Annotated in this window: 17 protein-coding genes and 1 pseudogene; 4 read left to right on the forward strand and 14 right to left on the reverse strand. The window is 73.1% G+C overall.

Going from position 1 to position 20,920, the window contains the following annotated elements:
* Position 1: 1 nt before the first annotated feature.
* On the reverse strand, positions 2–1,402 hold the full coding sequence (locus OG852_RS43945) for an ABC transporter substrate-binding protein (protein WP_133914353.1): 1,401 nt from the start codon (positions 1,400–1,402) through the stop codon (positions 2–4).
* A gap of 279 nt (positions 1,403–1,681) precedes the next feature.
* Entirely contained in the window at positions 1,682–2,824 is a 1,143-nt protein-coding gene (locus OG852_RS43950) for a LacI family DNA-binding transcriptional regulator (RefSeq protein WP_133914352.1), read from the reverse strand.
* 325 nt (positions 2,825–3,149) lie between these two features.
* On the opposite strand from OG852_RS43950, the gene OG852_RS43955 reads away from it, so the two are divergent.
* Positions 3,150–3,374 carry a hypothetical protein gene (locus OG852_RS43955; protein ID WP_330350800.1) on the forward strand — a complete coding sequence of 75 codons (225 nt, stop codon included), beginning with the start codon at positions 3,150–3,152 and terminating at the stop codon, positions 3,372–3,374.
* Positions 3,316–3,687: an SUMF1/EgtB/PvdO family nonheme iron enzyme gene (locus tag OG852_RS51085; protein ID WP_443064622.1), complete on the forward strand. Its 372-nt coding sequence runs from the start codon at positions 3,316–3,318 to the stop codon at positions 3,685–3,687. Before OG852_RS43955 ends, OG852_RS51085 begins: the two co-directional genes overlap by 59 nt.
* 29 nt (positions 3,688–3,716) lie before the next feature.
* On the opposite strand, the gene OG852_RS43960 is transcribed toward OG852_RS51085, so the two are convergent.
* From OG852_RS43960 to OG852_RS43990, 7 genes and pseudogenes are all read right to left on the reverse strand, one after another.
* Entirely contained in the window at positions 3,717–5,843 is a 2,127-nt protein-coding gene (locus OG852_RS43960; RefSeq protein WP_330350801.1) for a SpoIIE family protein phosphatase, read from the reverse strand.
* A gap of 217 nt (positions 5,844–6,060) precedes the next feature.
* Complete coding sequence (locus tag OG852_RS43965) at positions 6,061–7,158, reverse strand: CU044_5270 family protein (RefSeq protein ID WP_133914350.1); 1,098 nt, start codon at positions 7,156–7,158, stop codon at positions 6,061–6,063.
* Positions 7,155–7,829, reverse strand: coding sequence for an RNA polymerase sigma factor (locus tag OG852_RS43970; protein WP_443064623.1), 675 nt, complete (start codon positions 7,827–7,829; stop codon positions 7,155–7,157). Before OG852_RS43970 ends, OG852_RS43965 begins: the two co-directional genes overlap by 4 nt.
* 308 nt (positions 7,830–8,137) lie before the next feature.
* A pseudogene (locus OG852_RS43975) lies at positions 8,138–8,245 on the reverse strand (RNA polymerase subunit sigma-24); the annotation flags it as partial.
* 67 nt (positions 8,246–8,312) lie between these two features.
* A complete protein-coding gene (locus tag OG852_RS43980) occupies positions 8,313–9,668 on the reverse strand; it encodes an RICIN domain-containing protein (RefSeq protein ID WP_133914462.1) in 1,356 nt (451 codons plus the stop codon).
* Positions 9,669–9,964: 296 nt separating this feature from the next.
* On the reverse strand, positions 9,965–11,335 hold the full coding sequence (locus OG852_RS43985) for an MFS transporter (protein ID WP_330350804.1): 1,371 nt from the start codon (positions 11,333–11,335) through the stop codon (positions 9,965–9,967).
* A gap of 98 nt (positions 11,336–11,433) precedes the next feature.
* The gene (locus OG852_RS43990) at positions 11,434–12,204 is read right to left on the reverse strand and encodes an SDR family oxidoreductase (RefSeq protein WP_330350805.1); all 771 of its coding nucleotides are present in this window, start codon (positions 12,202–12,204) and stop codon (positions 11,434–11,436) included.
* A gap of 112 nt (positions 12,205–12,316) precedes the next feature.
* Between OG852_RS43990 and OG852_RS43995 the strand changes: the two genes are divergently transcribed.
* Positions 12,317–12,595 (forward strand): hypothetical protein, encoded by a 279-nt coding sequence (locus OG852_RS43995; protein ID WP_330350806.1) that lies wholly within the window; start codon positions 12,317–12,319, stop codon positions 12,593–12,595.
* 298 nt (positions 12,596–12,893) lie between these two features.
* Here the strand turns inward: OG852_RS43995 and OG852_RS44000 are convergent, their stop codons facing one another.
* On the reverse strand, positions 12,894–13,949 hold the full coding sequence (locus OG852_RS44000) for a helix-turn-helix domain-containing protein (RefSeq protein WP_133914347.1): 1,056 nt from the start codon (positions 13,947–13,949) through the stop codon (positions 12,894–12,896).
* A 71-nt stretch (positions 13,950–14,020) separates the two neighbouring features.
* Entirely contained in the window at positions 14,021–14,923 is a 903-nt protein-coding gene (locus OG852_RS44005) for a DMT family transporter (protein WP_133914460.1), read from the reverse strand.
* Between the two features lie 114 nt (positions 14,924–15,037).
* Here OG852_RS44005 and OG852_RS44010 point away from each other — a divergent pair, with 114 nt between their 5' ends.
* Positions 15,038–15,325 (forward strand): hypothetical protein, encoded by a 288-nt coding sequence (locus OG852_RS44010; RefSeq protein WP_330351641.1) that lies wholly within the window; start codon positions 15,038–15,040, stop codon positions 15,323–15,325.
* 87 nt (positions 15,326–15,412) lie between these two features.
* Here OG852_RS44010 and OG852_RS44015 read toward each other — a convergent pair whose 3' ends face one another.
* The 3 genes from OG852_RS44015 to OG852_RS44025 form a co-directional block, all read right to left on the reverse strand.
* Entirely contained in the window at positions 15,413–19,297 is a 3,885-nt protein-coding gene (locus OG852_RS44015) for an nSTAND1 domain-containing NTPase (protein ID WP_330350807.1), read from the reverse strand.
* A gap of 303 nt (positions 19,298–19,600) precedes the next feature.
* Complete coding sequence (locus OG852_RS44020) at positions 19,601–20,113, reverse strand: hypothetical protein (protein WP_133914345.1); 513 nt, start codon at positions 20,111–20,113, stop codon at positions 19,601–19,603.
* A 99-nt stretch (positions 20,114–20,212) separates the two neighbouring features.
* Complete coding sequence (locus OG852_RS44025) at positions 20,213–20,710, reverse strand: hypothetical protein (protein WP_133914344.1); 498 nt, start codon at positions 20,708–20,710, stop codon at positions 20,213–20,215.
* Positions 20,711–20,920 lie beyond the last annotated feature (210 nt).

Consider the following 20,920-nt stretch of genomic DNA (forward strand, 5'->3'; position numbering starts at 1 on the left):
GTCAGCTCCCCTTGACGGTGAAGCCCTGGCCCTTGGCGTACGTGGTCAGCCGCGACTCCCACGTGCCGAGGGCGGCGACCGTGTCGGACTTGTCGGCGAGCGACTTGCCGACGGTCTCCGTCCAGTCGGTGGCCGCCTGGTCGAGGAACGGCGGCCACTGGAAGGAGGAGTTGACGGTGGAGCTGATGTCGGCGAAGACCTGGTTGACCTTCTGACCGCCGTAGAAGGCGGGCGCGTCCCCGGTGAACTCGGCGTCGGTGAGCAGCGCCTTGGTCGCGGGGAAGAAGAACTGCTCGGTGGCGAACATCCGCGCGCTGTCCGGGTCGCTGTTGAGGAACTGCGCGAACATCGCGGCGGCGACGGGGTTCTTGGTGGACCGGATGACCGCGGTGGTCGAGCCGCCCCAGTTGCCCGAGCTGGGCTGGGCGGCGTCCCACTGCGGCAGCGGGGCGGCCCGCCACTTGCCGGAGGTCGCCTTGGCGGAGCCGGAGAGGAACACCGGCCCCCAGGCCGCGGTCAGCCAGGTGGCGTACTTGCCCTTGTTGAGCGCCGCGTACCAGGAGTCGGTGAAGTCCGGCTCGACCCCGATGACGCCCTCCTTGGCGAGGCCGCCCCAGTACGCGCCGAGCTTCTTCGACACCGCGTCGTCGACGCTGATGGTGATGTCGCTCCTGCCGGAGGTGACGTACGGCTTGGCGCCCGCCTGCCACAGCAGCCCGTGCCAGGCGGCGACCTGGTTGGCCGCCAGGTTGGTGAGGTAGACGTCCGGGTCGGCCTTGTGCAGCTTGCGGGCCGCCTCGGCGAACTCGTCCCAGGTCCCCGGCACGTCGATGCCGTGCTTGTCGAAGATGTCCTGCCGGTACAGCATGCCCATCGGGCCGGTGTCCTGCGGGATCGCCCACACCTCACCGTCGCTGCCGCTGACCTGGCTCCAGGTCCAGTCGACGAACGTGGACTTCAGCGCGGAGGCGCCGTAGGGCCGCAGGTCCAGCAGGCTGTCGGTGATGGTGAACGTCGGGATGGCCTGGTACTCGATCTGCACCATGTCCGGGGCGCCGCTGCCCGCCTTCAGGGCCGTGCGCAGCTTGGTGTACTGCGGGGTGCCCTGACCGGCGTTGACGACCTTGACCTTGATCGCCGGGTACTTCTTCTCGAAGAGGGCGACCTCCTTGGCGATGTTCGGGACCCACGTCCAGAACGTCAGCTCGGTCGGCGTCTTCATCGCCTTGTCGATGTCGGCCTGGCTCACCGGCTTCGAGGAGGCGGAGGAACCACCGGAGCCGCTGCCGCCGCAGGCGGTCAGGGCGGCGCCGAGCGACAGGGCTCCGGTGGTGGTGAGGAAGAGACGGCGGCTCATGGGGGCGGAGCCGGAGAAGGGCATGGAGGAGGTGTTTCTGGGCATGGTGGACTCCCGCCGAGGCGAAGAAGGGCACGCGGGGCGAGGGCGTGCGGGGGCGATGTGGGAAGAGTCAGGAAGGAGGGAGGGACGCGACGACCGGGCGGGTACGCCGAAGGGGACGCGTGCTCAGAGGTGAGGCAGGTCGCGGGCCCGGTGCGTTCAGGGGCGGCCCGGGGGGGCGCGCGGGCGACGAGGTGAGGGAGGAGGGCGCGGGCGTGACGGGTACGGCGGCTCGACCGTCGATCACGCGCGGTGCCGTGGGCTCAGGGACGGGGGGCGGGGTCAGGGGCGGCGGGACGGACCTCCGTTCGGGACCGGGGCTGCGGGGGCGCCTCCCTTGGGACGGGAGGCGGTGCGCCGTGCGCGGGCCGGGGTCGTCCGGTCGGCGGGGGGCGCGGTGGAGGCGCGTACGACGAGGTCGACCGGTGGGTCGCTCGCCGGCAGGGGGGCGGCGTCGGGGTTCTCGATGGCGTGCACGAGACGTTTGAGTCCCTCCTGGGCCACGGCGTCGAAGGGCTGGCGCACCGTGGTCAGCGGGGGAGTGATGTAGGCGGCGACCGGGATGTCGTCGAAGCCGACGACGCTCACGTCCTGCGGCACCCGAAGGCCCGCCTCGGTCAGCGCGCGGATCAGGCCGATCGCCATGTCGTCGTTGGCGGCGAACACGGCGGTGACGTCGCGGTCCGCGGCGAGTGCGCGCCCGGCGCGGTACCCGGAGGCGGCCGACCAGTCGCCCTCGACGACCGGCGGGAGGTGTCTGCCGTGCGCGGTCAGCGTGGCCCGCCAGCCCTCCAGGCGGTCCCGGGCGGCGTACCACCGGGGCGGACCGGCGAGGTGGTGGACCGTCGTGTGTCCCAGGTTCAGCAGGTGCTCGGTCGCCGTACGGGCCATGTCGTCGGCGCCGTCGCCGGCGGTCAGCACCGTGGGCGCCGTGACGGGCGACGGCGCGCCGACGATCAGGACCGGTACGTCGACCCGCAGGGCCACGTCCCCTTCGGCTCCCGTCTCGTCGATCGGCTCGGAGATGACGATGCCGTCCACGCCCTGGTCGAGCAGTGAGTCCATGGCACCGGCGACGCCCGAGGGGTCGCCCTCCATCGTGTTGACGACCCGGAGCGCGTAGCCCGTGTCCCGGACGACCCGTTCGACGCCCATCAGCAGGGAGGCGGGTCCGTACAGGGCCGTGCCCAGCGTCACCACGCCGATGGAGCGGCTGCGGCCCGAGGCGAGCGCGCGGGCGGCGTTGTTGCGGCGGTAGCCGAGCTGTTCGGCGGCTTCCAGGACCCGCCGGCGGACATCGGCCGAGACGTACGGCTCGTCGTTGAAGACCCGGGACACCGTCTTCTGCGAGACCCCGGCCAGCCGCGCGACGTCCACGCTGCGCGGTGCCGCGGAGCTCGCGCCCCGTCCTGTCGCTCGCGTCATGGTGTCTCCCGGTGTGGCCGAACGGTCGTACTCGCGCACTGATGATGTCAGACGTCCCGCGCCGAGAGGCGCCTGACTGCGTAGTCATGTCTGCGCTGTCATGTCTACGCAGTCATAGGCGGGCCGTCAAGGGGTCGGACGGTAACGGAGCGGGGGTCGGGTCGGTCACTTGAAGGCGCCCTCCCGGGATTGCTGTCGACGCTGAAGCGTCGTGGGCCCACGCCCAAGGGACTTTTGCGGCAAAAGTGTCGACGGATTGCGCCAGTTGATGGACCATCAGCCATGCGCGCAGGGACGCGTCACGCCCTCACTCTCAGGAGCCGTCATGAACGCGACCGCCCCAGGCCTCACCAGAAGGACCCTCCTCGCCCTCCCCGCCGTCGCGGGCGCCTCCGGCCTGGCCCGGCCGGGACGCGTCATCGCCGCCCCGAGCACCACGACGACCGTCGTCGGCCAGGATCTGGCCGAGACCGCCGCCGCCACCGCCCACTGTGCCTGGCTCACCGACCGCGCGTCCGCCGACGGCTGGACCTTCCTCCGGTGTCCATGACCTGTGCGGCAACCGCTGGGAGTGGACCACCTCCGTCATCACCGCCACCCACGGCGGTGAGATGGGCCGGCGGGTCAACGCCATCCGCGGCGGCTCCTGGTACGCCGACCTGAACAGTTGCACCGCCGTCTACGAGGGCCGCGACCCGTCCGGCCGCTACCCGACGGTCGGCTTCCGCGTCGCCGCGACCGCCGACCGAGACCGACGGACGGCACGGGCGCGATACCGGCCCGGCCACACGGGGCGGGCCGGTATGGGGGCGGGGAGGGTATGCCGGAGGGGGCGCTCTCGGTGTCCGGAGCCGGACGCGTGACCTCGCGGCGCACGCGAGGGAGCCGGTTCTCAGCGGGAGCGGATGAGCAGCAGGGCGATGTCGTCGCTGCGGGGGGCCGATCGGCGGGCGTGGCGCACGAGGGTGTCGGCGAGGGCGTCCATGGTGCGGGCCTTGCTGTGCGCCAGTCGGTCGGCCAGCGCGTCGAGGGCGTCGCCGATGTCGACGCCCGGAGCCTCGACGAGGCCGTCCGTGTACAGGGCCAGGACCGAGCCGGGCGGCAACGGCACGTCCGTCGAGGGGTAGTCGGCGGCGGGATCGATGCCGAGGAGCAGACCCGGCGGTACGGAGAGGATCTCGGTACGGCCGTCGGGGTGGCGCAGCAGCGGCGGCGGATGCCCGGCGGTGGCCAGGCGGACACGGTGGGCGGCCAGGTCGATGTGGGCGTAGAGGACGCTGGTGAACAGGCCGGGGTCGAGGTCGGTGAGGAGACGGTTGGTGCGGGTGAGGACCTCGCCCGGGGCGGCGCCTGCGGTGGCGTGGACGGCGGTGCGGACCTGCCCCATCAGGGCGGCGGCGTCGACGTTGTGGCCCTGGACGTCGCCGATGGCCGCGGCCGCCGTGTCGGCGTCCAGGCGGATCAGGTCGTAGAAGTCGCCGCCGATGTCGAGGCCCCGGGTGGCGGGCAGATAGCGGGCGGCCACGTCCAGGCCCGGGACGTCGGGCAGTGTGTGCGGCAGGAGACCGGCCTGGAGGTTGTGGACCAGTTCGTGCTTGGTGTCGTACAGCCGGGCCCGGTCCAGGGCCTGGGCGATCAGCCCTGCGGTGGAGGTGAGGACGGAGCGCTCCTCGGGGGTGAACGGGTGCGGCTCGTCGTAGGCCAGGACGAGGGAGCCGACGGGCCGGCCGGAGGTGATCAGCGGCAGGAACGCCCAGGACGACATCGCGTCCTGGAGCAGGGCGGGCGGATAGGCCCGCTTGAGCTCGGCGAAGGAGGCGAAGAACGCCGGGACGCCGGTGGTCAGGGAGCGTACGGCGGGCGTGTCCGAGGTCAGCGGGGCGGCGTCGAAGCGGCTCATGAGGTCGGCGGTGTACCCGCGGTAGCCGATGATCCGCAGCCGGCCGTCCTCCGCCGTCATCAGCGCCATGGCCCTGGCCCCGAACGCGGGCAGGACCTGGTCGGCGACCTGGTCGACCACGTCCCGGACGCCGACGGCCTCGGTGAGCGTGGCCGCGAGGTGCATGAGGTGGTACAGCGTGACCGCCCGCCCGGGCGTGGCCGCGGCGGCAGGGGAGGTCCGCGGAGGATCCACGACGGGGGCGAGGACGTGGGCGGAGTGCGCGGGGGTGATGTGGACGCTGATGCCGGAGGCGTCCGGGTCCAGCCGGAACGAAAGCCATCGGTCCGGCGGGCGCAGGGCGGTGAACGAGGTGGGTTCCCGGCTCAGCACGGCCGCCCGGTAGCTGTCCTCGGCCGTCGGGTCGTCCAGCCAGGACAGCGCCTCCCACGGCTTGGCGCCGAGCAGCTCGGGGATGCCGGCGCCGAGCAGCTCCGCCGCCCTGGTGCTGACGAAGGTGAGACGGCCGTCCACGTCCAGGGAGCAGCAGCCGCCGGGGATCCGCTCGGCGAAGTCGACCGCGGCCTGCGCCTCGGCCGCGCTCGCGGTCCGGACCCTCGGCGGGGGCAGCATCAGCGGCGCGTCGGCGGCCCGTACCGGACGCCCCTCCTCGGCGGCTCGCCTCAGCAGCGTCCCCAGCCGTCGGCAGACCCCGCCGATCGTGTCGCGCTCCGCGGGCGTGAGCTGCGGCGGGTGCCGGGCCGGCCACTGCAGCACCAGCCCGCCCCAGGTGTCGGCGCCGGTGACGAGGGGGGCGGCGGCCAGGGTGAAGCGGTACGGCACGACGAGCGCCAGCCGGGGATAGCGGCGGGCCAGCTCCTCCGGCCCGCCCACCCACACCAGGCGTCTGTCCCGGACCGCCTCGGAGACCGGGGACGCGGTCTCCAGCGGCACCCGCGCCCAGGGCCGGGAGATGTCGTACGACGCCCCGCCGAGCACCGCGAGCCGCAGCACGGGCTCGTCCGGCGGCAGCAGATACACCGCCGTCACCGTGGCGCCGGTCTCCCGAGCCGCCTCGATCACGGCGGCCCGCAGCACCTGCGGACCGGCCCCGACACCGACGGCGTCAGCCCCCGGCACGTCGTCGACCTCCCGGCCCCCCGTCCGCGCCGGGGCCGCGACCGCGTCCGGTCCCCGCCGCTCCCGGGCCCGTCCTCGCACACGCCGACCGACGGCCCCTGCGTTCACGAGCCGCCAACCGGGCACACCGAACGGCCCCCATGTAGGGACCATAAGCCCGGCGCGGGACGACAGCATTCCGGTACCGCCGCCGGCTCGGCACCGACGGCGACGCGGATCAGCCGGCCTGGGCCGGGGGCTGCTTCATGGCGTCGACGACGGCCCGCTTCAGGATGGCGCTGGTGTAGACCACGGTGCCGGGGGTGAGCAGGGCGTCGCTTCCTTCCCCCTGCTTCACCTGCACGGTGCGCTCGCCGAGGAAGACATGGGACTTCTCGTCGAAGATCCATTCCTCGCGCTGTCCGCTGGTCTCGTCGAGCCGGGCGACCGCCACGCCGTGTCGGCCGACGGCGTCCACCGCGTCCTCCACCACGACGACACCGGGGATCTTCGCGGCGGCCTTGAACAGCGCCGAGTAGAGCGCCGCCGGCGGGTAGCTCTCGCCGAGCAGGTCCCCGATGGTGGTGAACGCCTCCTGGTCGGGGGTGTTGCCCTGCCCCTCGGTCTCCTTGTAGATCTTGGCCAGCAGCGCGTCGGGGTCGGTGGTCAGTTTCGCCAGGTAGTCGTACGAGGGAGCGTTGAGACGGGCCGTGGGGGTGTTGCCCTGCTCGTCGGGCAGGCTGAGCGTCTCCCCCTCGGGACTGTCGTTGACGGCGGGGTCGATCAGCCAGCCCCGGGTGCCGTCCGCGGACTCCCACACCTGGCGGCGGTGCAGCGCGTGGCTGGCGAGGCTGGACTCGCCGTCGACGGTCCTGACGAACGTGTCGGCCGTCTTGGACTCGATGTAGACGTACTGCCCCTGCGCGATGTCCGGGTGGGAGACGTCGGCCGCGGCCAGCGAGATCTGGTCGAGCAGCTGCGGCACGCCCTGGGTGCTCGCGGCGCCGACCCGGGTGGTCAGGGCCGGTCCGGTGGCGACCCCGCCGTCCCGCACGCCGCCCCCGCCGGACAGCGCCACCCCGGCGACGACCGCCGCCGCCAGCGCGACCGCCGTCACGGGCAGCGTGACCGCCGGGCGCGGCAGCCGCAGCCGACGGGACCTCGCGGGGGCCGTCGTCGCCGCGCGCTCGTCCTGCTGCAGGTCGTGGATCTGGGCCATCAGACGCTCCTTGTGGAACTGGTGGCGGCCCGGTGGCAGGTCACGCGCGGTACCGGAGAAGAGCGGTGCGCTCTCGTTCCGCTCGGCCGGCTTCTGCCCGGACGTGTTCGCGTTCATCGGTTTCCCTCCTGTGCGGGCCGGATCACGTGGGTGCGATCACCTCTTGTCTGTCGGGCGGGGCGGCCGCCTTCCCGATCTCCGCGAACTTTTTCGTACGGTGTTCCGCTCGCGGGGCGGAGGAGTTCGGGTTCGGCGAGCGACCGCAGCTTTCTGCGGGCCCGCGAGAGCCGGGAGGCCACCGTCCCGACCGGGATCCCGAGCGCCCGCCCCGCGGCCTCGTAGTCCAGGCCCTCGCCCAGGCAGAGCGTGACGACCTCGCGTTCCGGCCGGCGCAGTCTGGCCAGGGCGGTGAGCGCCGTGGCCAGACGGCGGCGGTCGTCGACCCGGTCGGCCACCTCGTCGGCATGGTCGGGCACCGACAGCTCGGCCGCCGCGGCGGCGTTCGCGGCGGCCCGGTAACGCCGGTTGCTCCGGTACTGGTTGCGTGCGGTGTTGGTGGCGATGCCCAGCAGCCAGGGGCGCAGGGAGCCGCCTTCGGGGTCCACCTTCTCGCGCAGCCGCCAGGCCTCCAGGAAGGTGGCCGCCATGACGTCCTCGGCGACCGACCAGTCGGCGGTCAGCCGGAAGGCATGGTTGTAGACCGCGCGGGCGTACGCGTCGAAAAGCTCCGCGAACGCGCTCGATTCCCCGGCCCGAACCCGGGTACGCAGATGAGTGCTCACCTCCATGAGCTGTCCGGCACCCCGCACCGCCTTCCCGTGACCTGTGCCACAGTCAGCCCCGTGGCTCCGCCGCCCCGAGTCTCGCTCATCCCCGAACCTCTGGGCGCCTGCGCGATGTTCGGCCTCCAGGAGCGGAGCTTGTCGGGGTTGAGTACGGGCGCGGATGCGGGCGACCTGCTCGGCGCCCCGCACCGGACGGGGGCGGAGGGGGCCAGTCTGCCGCCGTTCCCGGTTACCACCGCGTTGGTGGCCGGCAGGCCGAGCAGGGCGTCGATGTCCTTGACCGCCCACGCCTCCTTGAACGCCCGGTCGGCGCTGATCCACTCCGTGCCGTCGGGCAGCGGCTCCGGGATCCACTCACCCACGTAACCCTCCCGCCGCGCCCGCGCCGAGCCCGGCAGGTCAAGGCAGATCCGGCCCGCCGCGTCGTCGGGACCGCGGCGGCGCTGAAGGCGGGCCGCGCCGCCTGATCGGGCGACGGGCCGTGGCTCACTGGCCCGGGGCGAGGATGTACGTGTTGAGGGTGCCGACCGTGCTGAGCGGGGTGGGGGAGCCCAGGTCGTAGCGGTCCACGGCGAGATAGGTGGGCTTCTTGCGCGCGGCGGGCGTGCAGAAGTTCTGCGCCCGGTTGAGGAGCTTGCCGTTGTCCGTCGTGGCGGTGCCGCTGATCGTGTAGTCCCGGAAGTGGTTCATGACGAACAGCGGGTGGAAGGCGGTGGAGTCCACGGTCAGCGGGCGGCCGGTGCCCCAGCGGCTGTAGCAGGACCAGTCGGAGGAGCCCAGCCCGCCGCCCATGGACCAGTAGTTCTCGACGGTCCACTCCCGCTGGTACATCACCCCGAAGGTGTCACGGGTGGCCCAGCCGCTCGCGGTGTCGCTCGCCCGGGTGCGGTCGCTGAAGATCAGCAGTTGTCTGCCGCGCGCCGCGAGGTCCGCCATGGTCGGCCAGCCCTTGGTCGCCACGCCCTCCTGGTCGGGCCGGTACAGCACGTCGGACAGCCCGCTCACGGAGGCCAGCGAGGCCTTCAGCACATCGGAGGAGGCGTAGTCCTCGAGGAACACGGTGACGAACTGGCCGGGGTTGGCCTTCAGGAAGTCGACCATGCGCTGCAGATCGGTGGCGAGCGGGACGGGGCCGCTCACGCCGTCGCAGCTGTTGTGGCAGAGCACGGCCTGCCCGGAGACGGTGTAGTCGTCCAGCATGAAGCCGCGCACGCCGTCGGCGAGCTGTCGGCTGATGCCGTAGTTCTGGTTCGGGAACAGGTTCACCGGGAACGAGGCGAAGTTGCCGTCGACGCCGTTGGCGAAGGCGTTGTGCGAGGTCAGGAAGGTGACCTGGTCCAGGGTGCGGGTGTCGGCGGATGGCATCGAGGCGGTCGCGTACGACACCGGGGTCAGGTACCAGCGGGCGAGGTCTCCGGCCGAACCGAGCTGTACGGCGCTGTTGTCGGAGGAGGATCCGGTGAGGTACTGCGAGGTGCCGGGGACGCTCACGGTGTACGTGCTGCCCGCACCGGCGGTGACGGTCCACACGGTTCCCGTCGCCCCGCACGCGGCGGTGACGGCCGAAGTGCCGCTACGGCTGAGACAGGTGCCCGACTCGTCGGCGTTCCGCAGCTGATAGCCGCCGTCGACCGCGACCGGGGTCCACTGCTGGTGGTCCTCGTTCCCCTTGGGATTGTGCGCGGCGACGGTCCCGCCGCTGTCGGCGGCGTTCAGACCGGTGGCGACGTTCTGCAGATACACCGAGGAGACGGGAACGGCCGCCGCGGCCTGCCCGGGGGCGAGGACGGGCAGAGCGAGGGCGAGCGCGGTGGTACCGCAGAGAAAGCGCAGGGGGCGCAGACGCACGGGAGTTTCCTTTCCACTCCGGCACTCCAGTGAGATGGCAGAGGCATGACATACCGAATCCACCGTCCTGCGCCAGTCTTCCCGCCTGAACTCCTCATGAGCAGGTGGATATATGACGATCAGTCACCTACGTCGACGCCATTGGCGGGCGCGCTGCCCCTCACGGTCTGCGGGCTGCCGCAGCGCCCTGCGGTGCCGCGATCACCCCGCCGTCGATCCGGATGTCCACGCCCGTCACGAGAACGAGATTCTGGCGCCCGGCGGCGGACAAGGGTGGTGCACCCGGAAACTCACCCGCTCTTCGGGGGGACGCACCACCTCGCGAGCCCCGCGGCCGTGAGGTAGGCGAGTGCGCCGACGGCCATGCTGACGCGCAGCCCGGTGCCGGGGTCGGCCGTGGTGGCCAGGAGACTGCCGCCGAGCGCCACCGCGGTGGCGCTGCCGATCTGCCGGGTCGTGTTGAACAGGGCGGAGGCGGTCCCCGCGTAGGTGCGCGGAGCGGCGGACATGACGGTGGTGGTCGTACCCGTGAGGGCGAAGGAGGTGCCGAATCCGGCGGCCATCATGGGCACGACGAGCAGCCCGTACGCGGGGTCGGCTCCGGCCGCCGCCCAGCCGGCCAGCCCGACGGAGGCGGTGAGCATACCGGCGGTGACCAGCGGGCGGTCGCCGGTACGGCGGGTGAGCCGCCCGGACAGCACGGAGGCGAACGTGGTCATGGCCACCGCCGGGAACAGCGCCAGCCCGGTGACGAGGGCGCTGTAACCCCGCTGCTGCTGGAAGCCGACACTCGCGGTGAACACCATGCCGTAGAAGCCGAAGTTGAACAGCAGACCGATGACGGCCCCACCGCCGAGGGCGCGGGAGCGCAGCAGCCCCAGGGGCAGCACGGGGGTGCGGGCCAGCCGTTCCCGCAGGACGAAGGCTCCGGCGGCGAGCAGCGACAGGCCCAGTCCGGCGAGGACGGCCGGATCGGACCAGCCGCGCCGTCCGGCCTCGTTGAGCGCAGCGGTGAGCAGGGCCACGGCCGCCACGATGGCGCACTGCGCCGGCCAGTCCATCACCCGGCCGGGGTGCCGGGGTGATCGCTCCACGTGGCGCGGCGTCAGCGCCAGACAGGCCGCGCCGACAGGCAGGTTGATGAGGAACACCCACCGCCAGCCCACCGTGGAGACCAGCAGTCCGCCCAGCAGCGGCCCCGCCGACGCCGCGATGCCCGCCATCGACCCCCACAGCCCGAAGGCCCGTGCGCGGGCGGCGGGCTCGGGGTAGGCCTGCTGCAGCAGCGCCAGCGAACCGGGCACGATCAGCGCCGCGCCGAGCCCCTCGACCAGCCGCGCGACCACCAGGAAGGGAGCGTCCGGCGCGAGCGCGCACGCGGCCGAGGACGCCGTGAACACCCCCACGCCCAGGCAGAAGACCAGCCGGTTCCCCAGCCGGTCGCCCAGCGCGCCCCCCGTCAGCAGAAACCCGGCGAAGACCAGGGTGTAGCCGTCGGTGGTCCACTGGATGCCGGTGAGCGAGGCCGACAGCTCCCGGCCGATGACGGGCACGGCCACATTGATGACGGTCACATCCAGGATGACCATGAAGTACCCGGCGCACACCGCCAGCAGCGGCGCCCAGTTCCGCTGCTCGGGCCTCGACTCCGCGAACGTCACGACCGCAGCTCCATCCCGCCCGCGAAGAACCGAGAAACGACAAGGAACGCCACATTACGGGACATGCCGCACGGATCGCGGGAAGGGGGGCGACAGTTCTAGGCCAAGCCGCCGTTGCTCATCAGCAGCTGTCCGTTGATCCACCCGCCCTGCTCGGAGCAGAGGAAGTCCACGAGGTGGGCCGTGTCGCGCGGGGTGCCCAGCCGGCCGAGCGGGGTGCCCGCCACGCAGGCCTCGCGGATCTCCTCCGACATCCAGCCGGTGTCGACCGGACCGGGGTTGATCGCGTTGGCGGTCACGCCGAGGTGGCCGAGTTCGCGGGCGGCGGCCAGCGTGATGCGGTCCATGGCCCCCTTGCTCGCTCCGTAGGGAAGGTTGCCGACCGTGTGATCGCTCGTGAGGCTGATGATCCGGCCCGTCCCGTGGGCCGCGGCGAAGCGCCGCCCGAACTCGCGGACCAGCAGCCAGGTGGCCCGCGCGTTGACCGCGAAGTGCCGGTCGAAACTCTCGACGGTGGTGTCGAGCAGACCGGAGTCGACGGACTCGCAGTGACACATCACCAGCGCGGTGACGGGACCCAGCCGCTCCTCGACCTCGTCGAACACCCCTGCGGGAGTGTCCGGATCGGCGAGATCCGCCTCGATCGCCGCGGTGCGGGCGCCGTGTTCGGCGAGGTCCCGCACGATCGCCTCGGCCGCGCCGGGCTCCCTGCCCCACGTCATACGGTCGTCGTACGGGGCCCAGTAGGTGACGGCGATGTCCCAGCCGGACGCCGCCAGTCTGCGGGCCACACCGGCGCCGATACCGACGGTACGACCCACCCCGGTCACCAGGGCGAGCGGGCGGCCGGCCACTCCGGCGTCGTTCATGCGCATCCCTCGCTTCGTCCGTGCGGCAGCCGGGCATCCGGCCGAACGCCCCTGCGCCAGAGGCGAGTTGCCGATTTCATGGCGGGCGGCGGTGCCGTTTATGATCTTGGTCGTGACTGTGCAGAATACTGACAAGACGCTCTCCCGCAAGCAGAGGCTCCAGGAGAAGCAGCGCCGCCAGCTGTCGGTGGTGGACATGGTGGACAAGGCCGAGGCCAAGGTCCGCAAGGCGGAGGCCGAGCTGGCCGTCGCGGTCGCCGAGGCCGTGCAGGTGTTCGGCGACGAGAAGGCCGCGTCCGAGGGGCTCGACATGGCACCCGAGGCGATCCGCCGCTTCCTGCGCATGGCCCAGGACGAGACCGCGAAGTCCGACGAGCCCGGCGAAGGCTGAGTCGGGCCCCGGCATCCCGCGACTGGTCCTCGACGTCCACGATCCGATCGTCGCGGGTGCCGACCACCTGAGCGCCACACGCACTGCCGCAGGGCGCTGGAGCGGATCATCGCCGTCCGGACCCGGGAGTACCGGCAGGCGGCCGGGCCTCGTCCGGCGCGGCACCCGTGTCGGCCACGAGTACGCCCGGCTCGGCTCGCTCAGGGGCGCCCATGAACGGATGGACGCCCTCCAGCTCGACGGTGATGCCCCCACGGCCTCGAACGCCGCGTCGAACTCCCGATCCGCTTCCTGACGGTCACGGCCTTCGGCGACAGCCCGCGGCACCGCTCCCGGCTTCGGGATCCCGTGGGTGCGGGCCGTGCTGCTCCCGTCGGCTCAGCGCCTGCTCACGGTACTCCTTGGGGGAGAGCCCGTAGGCGCCGCGGAAGGCGCGGGTGAAGTCGGAGGCGCGGGGGATGCCCCACCGCAGGGCGACGGCGTGGATCGGTGTGGTCCGCAGCAGGGGGTTCGCCAGGTCGCGGCGGGCGCCCTCCAGCCGCCGGCCGCGGATCCAGGACGCGACGGTCTCGCCCCGCGCCTGCTGCGGGAAGATCCGGTGCAGATAGCTGACGGAGATGTGGTGTGCGGCGGCGATCATCGGCGGCTTGAGCTCGGGGTCGTGCAGGTTCCGCACGATGAACGCCTGGATGCGCCGCGTCAGGACCTCACGGCGGGTCTCCGGCGACAGGGCGTCCTCGGCGTCCAGCGCTCGGGCGCACCAGGCGGACAGCAGGTCCACCACGACCGCTCCCAGGCGGGGCGCGTCGGACGGCTGGAGGGTCTCCGCCTGCCGCTCCAGGCCGATGAGGAAGTCCGCCAGCAGGGCGCCGAAGCCCTCCCGGCCCGACAGCCCCCGGCCCAGCAGCTCACGCATCCGGTGCGGTGGCAGAGGGAGCAGCGCCTTGGGGAAGTCGACTCCCACCCCCTTGACGACCCGTGGTGCGTGCGGATCCGCGGGCCGCAGGTCGTACGGCTGCGAGCTGTCGGTCAGGTGCAGATCACGGGGACCGAACACGCCGGTGCGCCCCGCGTGTTCGAGGGTCAGGCCGCCGTCGAGCAGCAGCGAGAGGTGGTACAGCTCGGGGTCCGACCGACGCACCAGTTTCGGGCTCCGCCGGTACCGCGTCGGCGCGAACGACGTCGGCCACACGGTCACCGACCCCAGATCCATCAGCCGGCACCGCGCCCGGAAGTCGGCGGCGTGCGCACTGCTGATGTCGCTGGGTGACCGCATCCGGCCCACCATGTCCCGCCAGTGGTCGAACCTGTCCTCGCAGGGCAGGTCCTCGCTCCGGAACTCCGTCCCGATCATGTCGTTCCCACTCCGCTGCCGCCGCCCGACGCTCCCTGCCGCATCCTCGCACGCCGGATCGTCGCCGTCGGTCATGAACCTGCCTGTCGGCTCACCTCGCGCGCGTCCTCCGGTGCCACGAGCGTCCGGGTGAGCGGGACCCGTGACAGCGTGACGACCCCGGCGGCGATCAGCGCGACACCGCAGAGCTGGGGAACCAGCCACCACCCCGAGCGGACGACCTCCTCGTACAGCGTGATGCCGAGGAGGAGGCTGACCGTCGCGTCGCCGAGGGTCAGCGCGGGTTGCGAGGCGACCAGGGGGCCGGCCTGCATCGCGTTCTCCAGCAGGAACAGCGCGCAGACGCCGGTGGCGGCGAACGCGTAGGTCTGCCAGGCGGAGAAGAAGCCCGCGAGTCCCTGCTCGTCGAGGATGTGTGTGGAGGACTTCATCAGCGCCGCGGTCAGGGCGTAGCCGATCGCCGTCGCCGCCCCCAGACAGGCTGCCCGGGTGCGGCCTTCGGGGCGTTGCAGGGCCGTGAGAGCCAGCACGACGACCGCCCCCGCGCATACGGCGAGCGCGGGGAGCCAGCGGTCCAGCGGGACCTGCGTGCGGTTGCCGGTGGGGGACGCGGCCGCGAGGGCGACGGCGAGTCCGGCCACCACCGTGGCCACGGCGAGCCAGCCCCTGCCCGGCAGATTCCGGTGCATCAGCACGGAGGCGACGATGAGGGTGAGGGGCAGCTCCAGCACGAACAGGGGCTGCACGATCGTCAGCGGGCCCGTCGCCAGGGCCAGGGCCTGGCAGACGGCGGCGGTGATCACGGCGAGGATGCCGGCCAGCCAGACGGGCCGGCGCAACAGGTCGAGCATCAGCCCGGCCCGGAACCCCTGCGAGCGCGGCACGGTCAGGGCGGCCTTGCGCTGCAGCACCGTCGCGACCGCGTTGCTCAGGGCCGCGCAGATCGCGAAGACGACGGGGAGCGGGGTGTGCAGGGGGCCACCTCCGGGATCGGCGGACGGGAGACGTCGGCTCCGCTTCCTCCTGCCATGGTCGCCCGGACGGCACAGAGGCGCGACGCCAGACCCTCTTACGTAGATGACATGTCCATGTCGGCTGAAGGTGAGCCGACCGTCATCACCCACGCGGAGGGTGGCAGGTCCACTTCCTCCGTCGTCGCCTTCACGAAGAGCGGTCAGGTGCTGTTCCAGCGTCGGACGGTCTATTGCCCGCCCGGCAAGAAGGTGATCGGGGGCGGCGCCGAGGCCCAGGGCAACGGCGCGATCCTGGTCGGCGGCTTCCCCACCCCCGACAGCACCGGCTGGATCGCCCTCGGCCGACAGGACGGCTACGCGTCCGTCGGCATCAGCGTGTACGCGATCTGCGCCAACGCCTGACCGGCGGCCCCTGACGCGGGGGTGGTTCCTGACGGCCGTCAGGAACCACCCCCGCGTCGTGCGGGGCGCACACCCGCTCGCGGCACGTCACTTCGCGCATGTCGCCGAGTAGCCGTAACCCGGCAGCAGCCGCTGCCACCGGCGGCGGTCGACCGGGCCCACCACGCCGCACAGGGCCGCGACACGGTCGGGGATGTCGAGATCCCACAGCCTGACGGTGCCGTCGTTGCCGGCGCTGGCGACCGTCCGGCCGTCCGGACCGTAGGCGACGCTCCACACCGCACGGGTGTGCCCGGTCAGGGTCGCGACGAGCCTGCGCCGCAGGGGATCCCACAGGCGCACCGTGCGGTCGTTGCCGCTGCTGGCGAGGGAGCGCCCGTCGGGGCTGTACGCCAGGCCGCGCACCGACCCGGCGTGCTGTCCGAGCACCCCCGTGACCCGGCCCCGGCCCACGTCCCACACCCGGACGACCCCGTCGTTGCCGGAGCTCGCGAGGGTGCGGCCGTCGGGGGCGAAGGCCACGGCGCGGACCGAGCCGCCGTGCGCGGCGAGAACCGTGCCGGGACGGGCACGCGACACGTCCCACAGCCGGAGCGTGAGGTCGTCGCTGCCGCTGACGAGGGTGGCGCTGTCGGCGCTGAAGGCCAGACAGTTGACGAAGTCCGTGTGCCCCGTGAGCACCCTGGCGGGCGTCCGCGCCGGACCGCCCGTGGACGACATCTCCCACAGCCGTACGGTGTGGTCGGCGCCCGCCGCGGCGAGCCACCGGCCGTCCGGACTGAACGCCACGTCGAACACGGCCCGGGTGTGCCCGGACAGCACGACGGGGTCGCCCCCCGCCGCCGCGACGGGCCACAGCCGTACGGTGCGGTCGGCGCCCGCCGAGGCGAGCCACCGGCCGTCCGGACTGAACGCCACGGCGTAGGCCGCCCCGCTGTGCCCGGTCAGGGTACGGACGCGGATACGCCGTGCCACGTCCCAGAGCTGCACGGTGCCGTCCGCCGCCGCCGACGCGAGCAGCCGTCCGTCGGGGCTGAACGCGGCCTTCCACAGCTCGCTGACCGGGGAGGTGCTGAGCGTGTGGCCGGTGAGGTCCCACAGGGCGACGGTCCCGTCGAACCCCGCGGTGGCCAGCAGATCGCCCTTCGCGGCCACGGCGACACCCATGACGTAGTCGGTGTGACCGGACAGGGTGTCGACCGCGCGACGGGTGTGGACGTCCCAGCGCACGATCGTGCCGTCGCCCCCCGCGGAGACCACCGTGTGGCTGTCGGGCCCGAAGGCGAGCCCGTTGACGTCGTCGTCGTGCCCGGTGAGCACGGCGGACCGCCGGTGGTCCGCCGGATCCCACAGCCGTACGGTGCGGTCCGCGCCGCCACTGGCGAGCAGCCGGCCGTCGGGGCTGAACGCCACGGCCAGGACGTCCCCGCTGTGCCCCTTCAGCACGGCCCCGGCCCGGTGGGTGCGCGGATTCCACAGCCGTACGGTGCGGTCGACGCCCGCGCTCGCCAGCCGGGAGCCGTCGGGGGCGTACGCCAGCGCGAGGACATCGCCCAGATGGCCCGGCATCCGGGCGGTCTGACGCCGCGTCCGCGTGTCCCACAGTCGTACGGTCCCGTCCTTGCCCGCGGAGGCCACGGTCCGTCCGTCGGGGGAGAAGGCGAGGGCACGGACCGGCCCCTGATGTCCCGTCAGGACGGCGGACTGCACCCGGTCGGAGACCGACCAGAGGCGGATCGTCGCATCCGAACTCGCCGAGGCCACCGCGCGCCCGTCCGGCGAGAAGGCCACGGCCCGCACGGGCCCCCGATGACCCGCGAGCACCCCCGCGCCGCGCCGGGTGACGACGTCCCACAGCCGTACCGTGCCGTCGGAACTCGCCGAGGCCAGCAGCCGTCGGCCGGGGCCGAAGGCCACGCTGTTCACCGGCCCGCGGTGGCCGGTGAACCGGCCCGCGAAGGCGTTGGCCTGCGTGCTGAGCAGCGCGCTGCGCGCCTCGGTGGTGGGCGCGGTGCGGTAGGCGGACTCGGCCAGCAGCATCGAGGCCTCCGGCCGCCCGAAGGCCAGTTGGGCGGCGCGTGCCGCCATGGCCTGCGACAGCGCCGTCCTGCGCTGCTCGTCCGCGGAGATGCGCTGGTGCAGGACGGTTCCGCCGGCGAGGAGGGCCAGCGCGAGCAGCACGGTGAGGAAGACGACTCCCGTCCGCTGCTGGCGGACCCGGCGCCGTGCCAGACGCCGGCGCAGGTCCTCCTCGTGTGCGGAGGCGTTCAGGAAGTCGGCCTCCACCGGCGTCGGCACGCTGTCCCGGCCGCTGGGTCCGGCCGCCCATTCCCGGGCGGCGGTCAGCCGGGCGCCGCGGTAGAGCAGACTCGGGTCGCGGTTCCCCCGGTCCCATTCCCGGGCGGCGGCGCCCAGTTGCTGGTGCAGCAGCAGATCGGCGCGCGTGGTGTGGATCCACGTACGCAGCCTGGGCCAGGCCCGCAGCAGCGCCTCGTGCACGAGCTCGACGCGGTCGGCGTCCACCGTCAGCAGCCGGGCCGCCACCAGTGCGTCGAGCGTGGACCGTGCGGCTGCGGGATCCGGCAGCCCGTCGAGGAGGTCGGCGGTGGTGCGGGGGCGCCGGGAGGCCTCGTTGTCCTCGCCGACGCGCACCAGCCGCAGCAGGAGTCGGCGGGCGGCGTCCTGCCGGGCCGGTGACAGTGCGGCGAACAGGTTCTCGGCCGCGGTGGCGACCGAGCCGTGGATCCCGCCCGTCGCCAGATAACCCGCCACCGTCATGGTGGAGTCGGTGCGCCGCTGCCAGGTCTCCCGCAGGGCGTGCCCGAGCAGCGGCAGCACGCCCGGCCGGCCTCCCGCGACGGCCGGGTCCGGGCCGCCTCCGGCCGTGGCGGGGGCGTCGACCGCACCCAGGTCCCGCAACAGCAGCTCGACCAGGCCCGGTTCCAGCGTCGTCCCCGTCTCCCCGGCCGGCCGGACGATGCACTCCCGCAGCTCCTCGGCGGTCATCGCGCCCAGCGCGAACAGCCCGTCGCTGACGACCGGAACCAGGGGCGGGTACTCCAGGCAGCGTCCCGTGACGTCGGCGCGCACCCCCAGCACCACGGCGAACGCCGTGTCGGCCGGCCCGGGTTCCTCGCCGCCGCCGGCGAGAGCGGTGAGCGCCGCGATGTAGGACCGGCGTTCGGCCTCGTCGTCGCAGAGGGTGAAGACCTCCTCGAACTGGTCGACGATGAGGACGCGCCCCCTAGGCGGCCTCGCGGCGGGTTCCCTCCGGGGGCCGGCGTCGAGGGTCGCGGCCCAGGAGCGCAGGGCCGCCACCAGACACCGGGCTCGTTCGAGGGGCGGGCCGTCGTCGCGCAGGTGGTCGAGCGCGCCGGCGGGCAGTGCGGTGCCGAGCGCCTGCCGGAGAGCCGACAGCGGGCGCGCCGTCGGGGTGCACAGGACAGGGGAGTCGCGGGCGTCGACGGGGAGCGCGCCGTCGGTGAGGGCGGGGACGAGGCCCGCCCCCAGCAACGACGACTTGCCCGCCCCGGAGACCGCGACGACGGCCACCGGCCCCTTGCCGAACCGCTGGGCGAGACGCCCGACGAGCACGGCGACCGCCCGGTCGCGGCCGAAGAACCGCCCGGCGTCACCCGGCCCGAACGAGGACAGCCCGGGATAGGGACAGTCCTCGCCGTCGCCCTGCGCCGGCGGTCCCTCCCGCAGCGCCGGCGGCAGCAGGGCGATCAGGGCGCCGTCGGCCCCGACCGCTTCGTCGCACAACCGCGCGACATCGCAGTTGACCGGTTTGCGGCCCGTCTCGATCTTGCTCAGATACCCCTTGCTGTAGTGCGTGATCCGTGCCAGGTCCGCCAGCGACAGCCCGCGCGCCAGGCGCAGTTCGCGGAGCGCGGAGCCGAAGGACGAGTGCTGCGCCCGCCGTTGAGCGGCGGCCGGCGGGTACGCCGACTCGCCGTCCTTGTGGTCCATGAATGGTGTGCCCCCGAGGCCAACGGCGCACAGGGCGCCGTCCTTTGCCGCCGAGTGGTCAGGTCGGCGGCCGTGCGTGTGGGGGAAGGTAAGCACGGGGGCGGAGACGGGGATTCTTCGGCGCGACGGGAAGTGACGAGTGTCACAGTGGTTGAGGCGTGGGATCCACCGGCGGAAGCGGGGCGCGCGCCTCTCCTGCCGGGGACGGGAACGGGCCTCACCGTGGCCTCGGCAGGTGGCACGGATCAGGGGTTTCCCGTTGCCTCTCGGCGCGATGCCCGGGAAACCCCTGTTCCGGCCCGCTCAGCCGCGCCAGATCTTGATGTACGTCACCGCGTCGTTGAGCGTGTCGCCGACGTAGGGGATGGAGCGGCCGAAGGTGCCGTTGCCCCTCGGGCCGCTCAGGAAGGCCTTGGTGCATCCCCCGTCGACGAGGAGCGACGACAGGTGCGTAGACCAGTAGCTGTTCGGGTTGAAGCTGTAGCCCGCCGCGTCGCAGGGCCCGGCGCTGCCGTAGACCTTGGTGTACTCGCCGCCCCAGTCGGCGTGCTCGGACCAGGTCATCAGCTCCGTCTGCGCGGCCCGCGGCACGGCCGCCGCGGCCCGGGCGGAGGCGCCGGGACCGCTGAAGCAGGAGTACGACTGGACGTCGGAGACCTGCTCGCCGGCCTTCACCTCGTCGAGGACGAGGACGCAGTGGGTGGCGGTGGATGCGGCGGACGGGGCGGCGGCGCCCGGCGCGGCGAGCGCGGGGCTGCCCACGGCCGCCAGCAGCGCGGCCGAGGCGAGTGCGAGCGCGGTGCGTGGTGTGTTCATGCGGAACTCCAAAGGTGCGTCACGGACGTCGGACGGAGGTCGGCCGGAGAGCTGGAGAGAGGGGGACGGCGGTCGGACGGGGCAGGGCCGCGCGCGGGCCTACCACCAGGCCGTGCAGTGGATCCCGGACCGCGTCGAACCGCAGGCGCGGAACTTCCAGTTGGCGTCGTTGCTGGTGCGCTGGGCCGCGCTCGTCTTGTTCTCGCCGCCCCGTGAGGTGAACGGCCCGCACTGGAGCCAGGTCCGGCCGCCGTCCTGGCTCCAGTCCATCCACACCTGGTTGCCCGGCTGCACATCACCGGCGATGCGGGCCCAACCGCGCTGGACGCCGCGGATGTTGCCGTACTGCACGCTGATGTTGATGCCCTCGCTCCACAGCGTCACCTGGGGTCCGGCGGTGTCGTAGGCCTCGTCGGAGATGTCGATGAAGCCGTTGCGGCCGCCCTCGCAGTCCGACGCGGCGGCCTGCGCGGTGCCCGCCGTGCCGAGGAGTGTCATGCTGCCGGCGAGCAGCAGCGCGGCCGTCACCGCGGAGAAGATCCCGCTGCCCCGGCCGGACCGGCGTCCGACGGACGAAACACGATTCCACCTGTTCACTGGCGCAGATCCTTACGTGAGTGCTGCCCACGGGACCGCCGCACGGCGCGGCGACGCTCCCGGGGATCGACGGAGCTCACGTTCTCGTCGGGGGCCACCGGACGACCAGGCGTTTCCCGGGGATTTCCCGTTGCCCGTGCAGTGGGAAACGGCGGCCCCGGAAGCGAGCGAAATGAGCAAGCGCTTAGTAGGATGGGGGGAACGGGACGC

This window comes from Streptomyces sp. NBC_00582, from assembly GCF_036345155.1.
Taxonomy (GTDB): domain Bacteria; phylum Actinomycetota; class Actinomycetes; order Streptomycetales; family Streptomycetaceae; genus Streptomyces.

Bases quoted from the DNA above. Each gene is read 5' to 3' on its own strand.
- OG852_RS44000 (WP_133914347.1), bottom strand. From the start codon at position 13,949: ATGATCGGGACGGAGTTCCGGAGCGAGGACCTGCCCTGCGAGGACAGG.
- OG852_RS44020 (WP_133914345.1), bottom strand. From the start codon at position 20,113: ATGAACACACCACGCACCGCGCTCGCACTCGCCTCGGCCGCGCTGCTG.
- OG852_RS43970 (WP_443064623.1), bottom strand. From the start codon at position 7,829: ATGGAGGTGAGCACTCATCTGCGTACCCGGGTTCGGGCCGGGGAATCG.
- OG852_RS44015 (WP_330350807.1), bottom strand. From the start codon at position 19,297: ATGGACCACAAGGACGGCGAGTCGGCGTACCCGCCGGCCGCCGCTCAA.
- OG852_RS43955 (WP_330350800.1), top strand. From the start codon at position 3,150: ATGAACGCGACCGCCCCAGGCCTCACCAGAAGGACCCTCCTCGCCCTC.
- OG852_RS43950 (WP_133914352.1), bottom strand. From the start codon at position 2,824: ATGACGCGAGCGACAGGACGGGGCGCGAGCTCCGCGGCACCGCGCAGC.
- OG852_RS43990 (WP_330350805.1), bottom strand. From the start codon at position 12,204: ATGAACGACGCCGGAGTGGCCGGCCGCCCGCTCGCCCTGGTGACCGGG.
- OG852_RS43945 (WP_133914353.1), bottom strand. From the start codon at position 1,402: ATGCCCAGAAACACCTCCTCCATGCCCTTCTCCGGCTCCGCCCCCATG.
- OG852_RS44010 (WP_330351641.1), top strand. From the start codon at position 15,038: ATGTCGGCTGAAGGTGAGCCGACCGTCATCACCCACGCGGAGGGTGGC.
- OG852_RS43965 (WP_133914350.1), bottom strand. From the start codon at position 7,158: ATGAACGCGAACACGTCCGGGCAGAAGCCGGCCGAGCGGAACGAGAGC.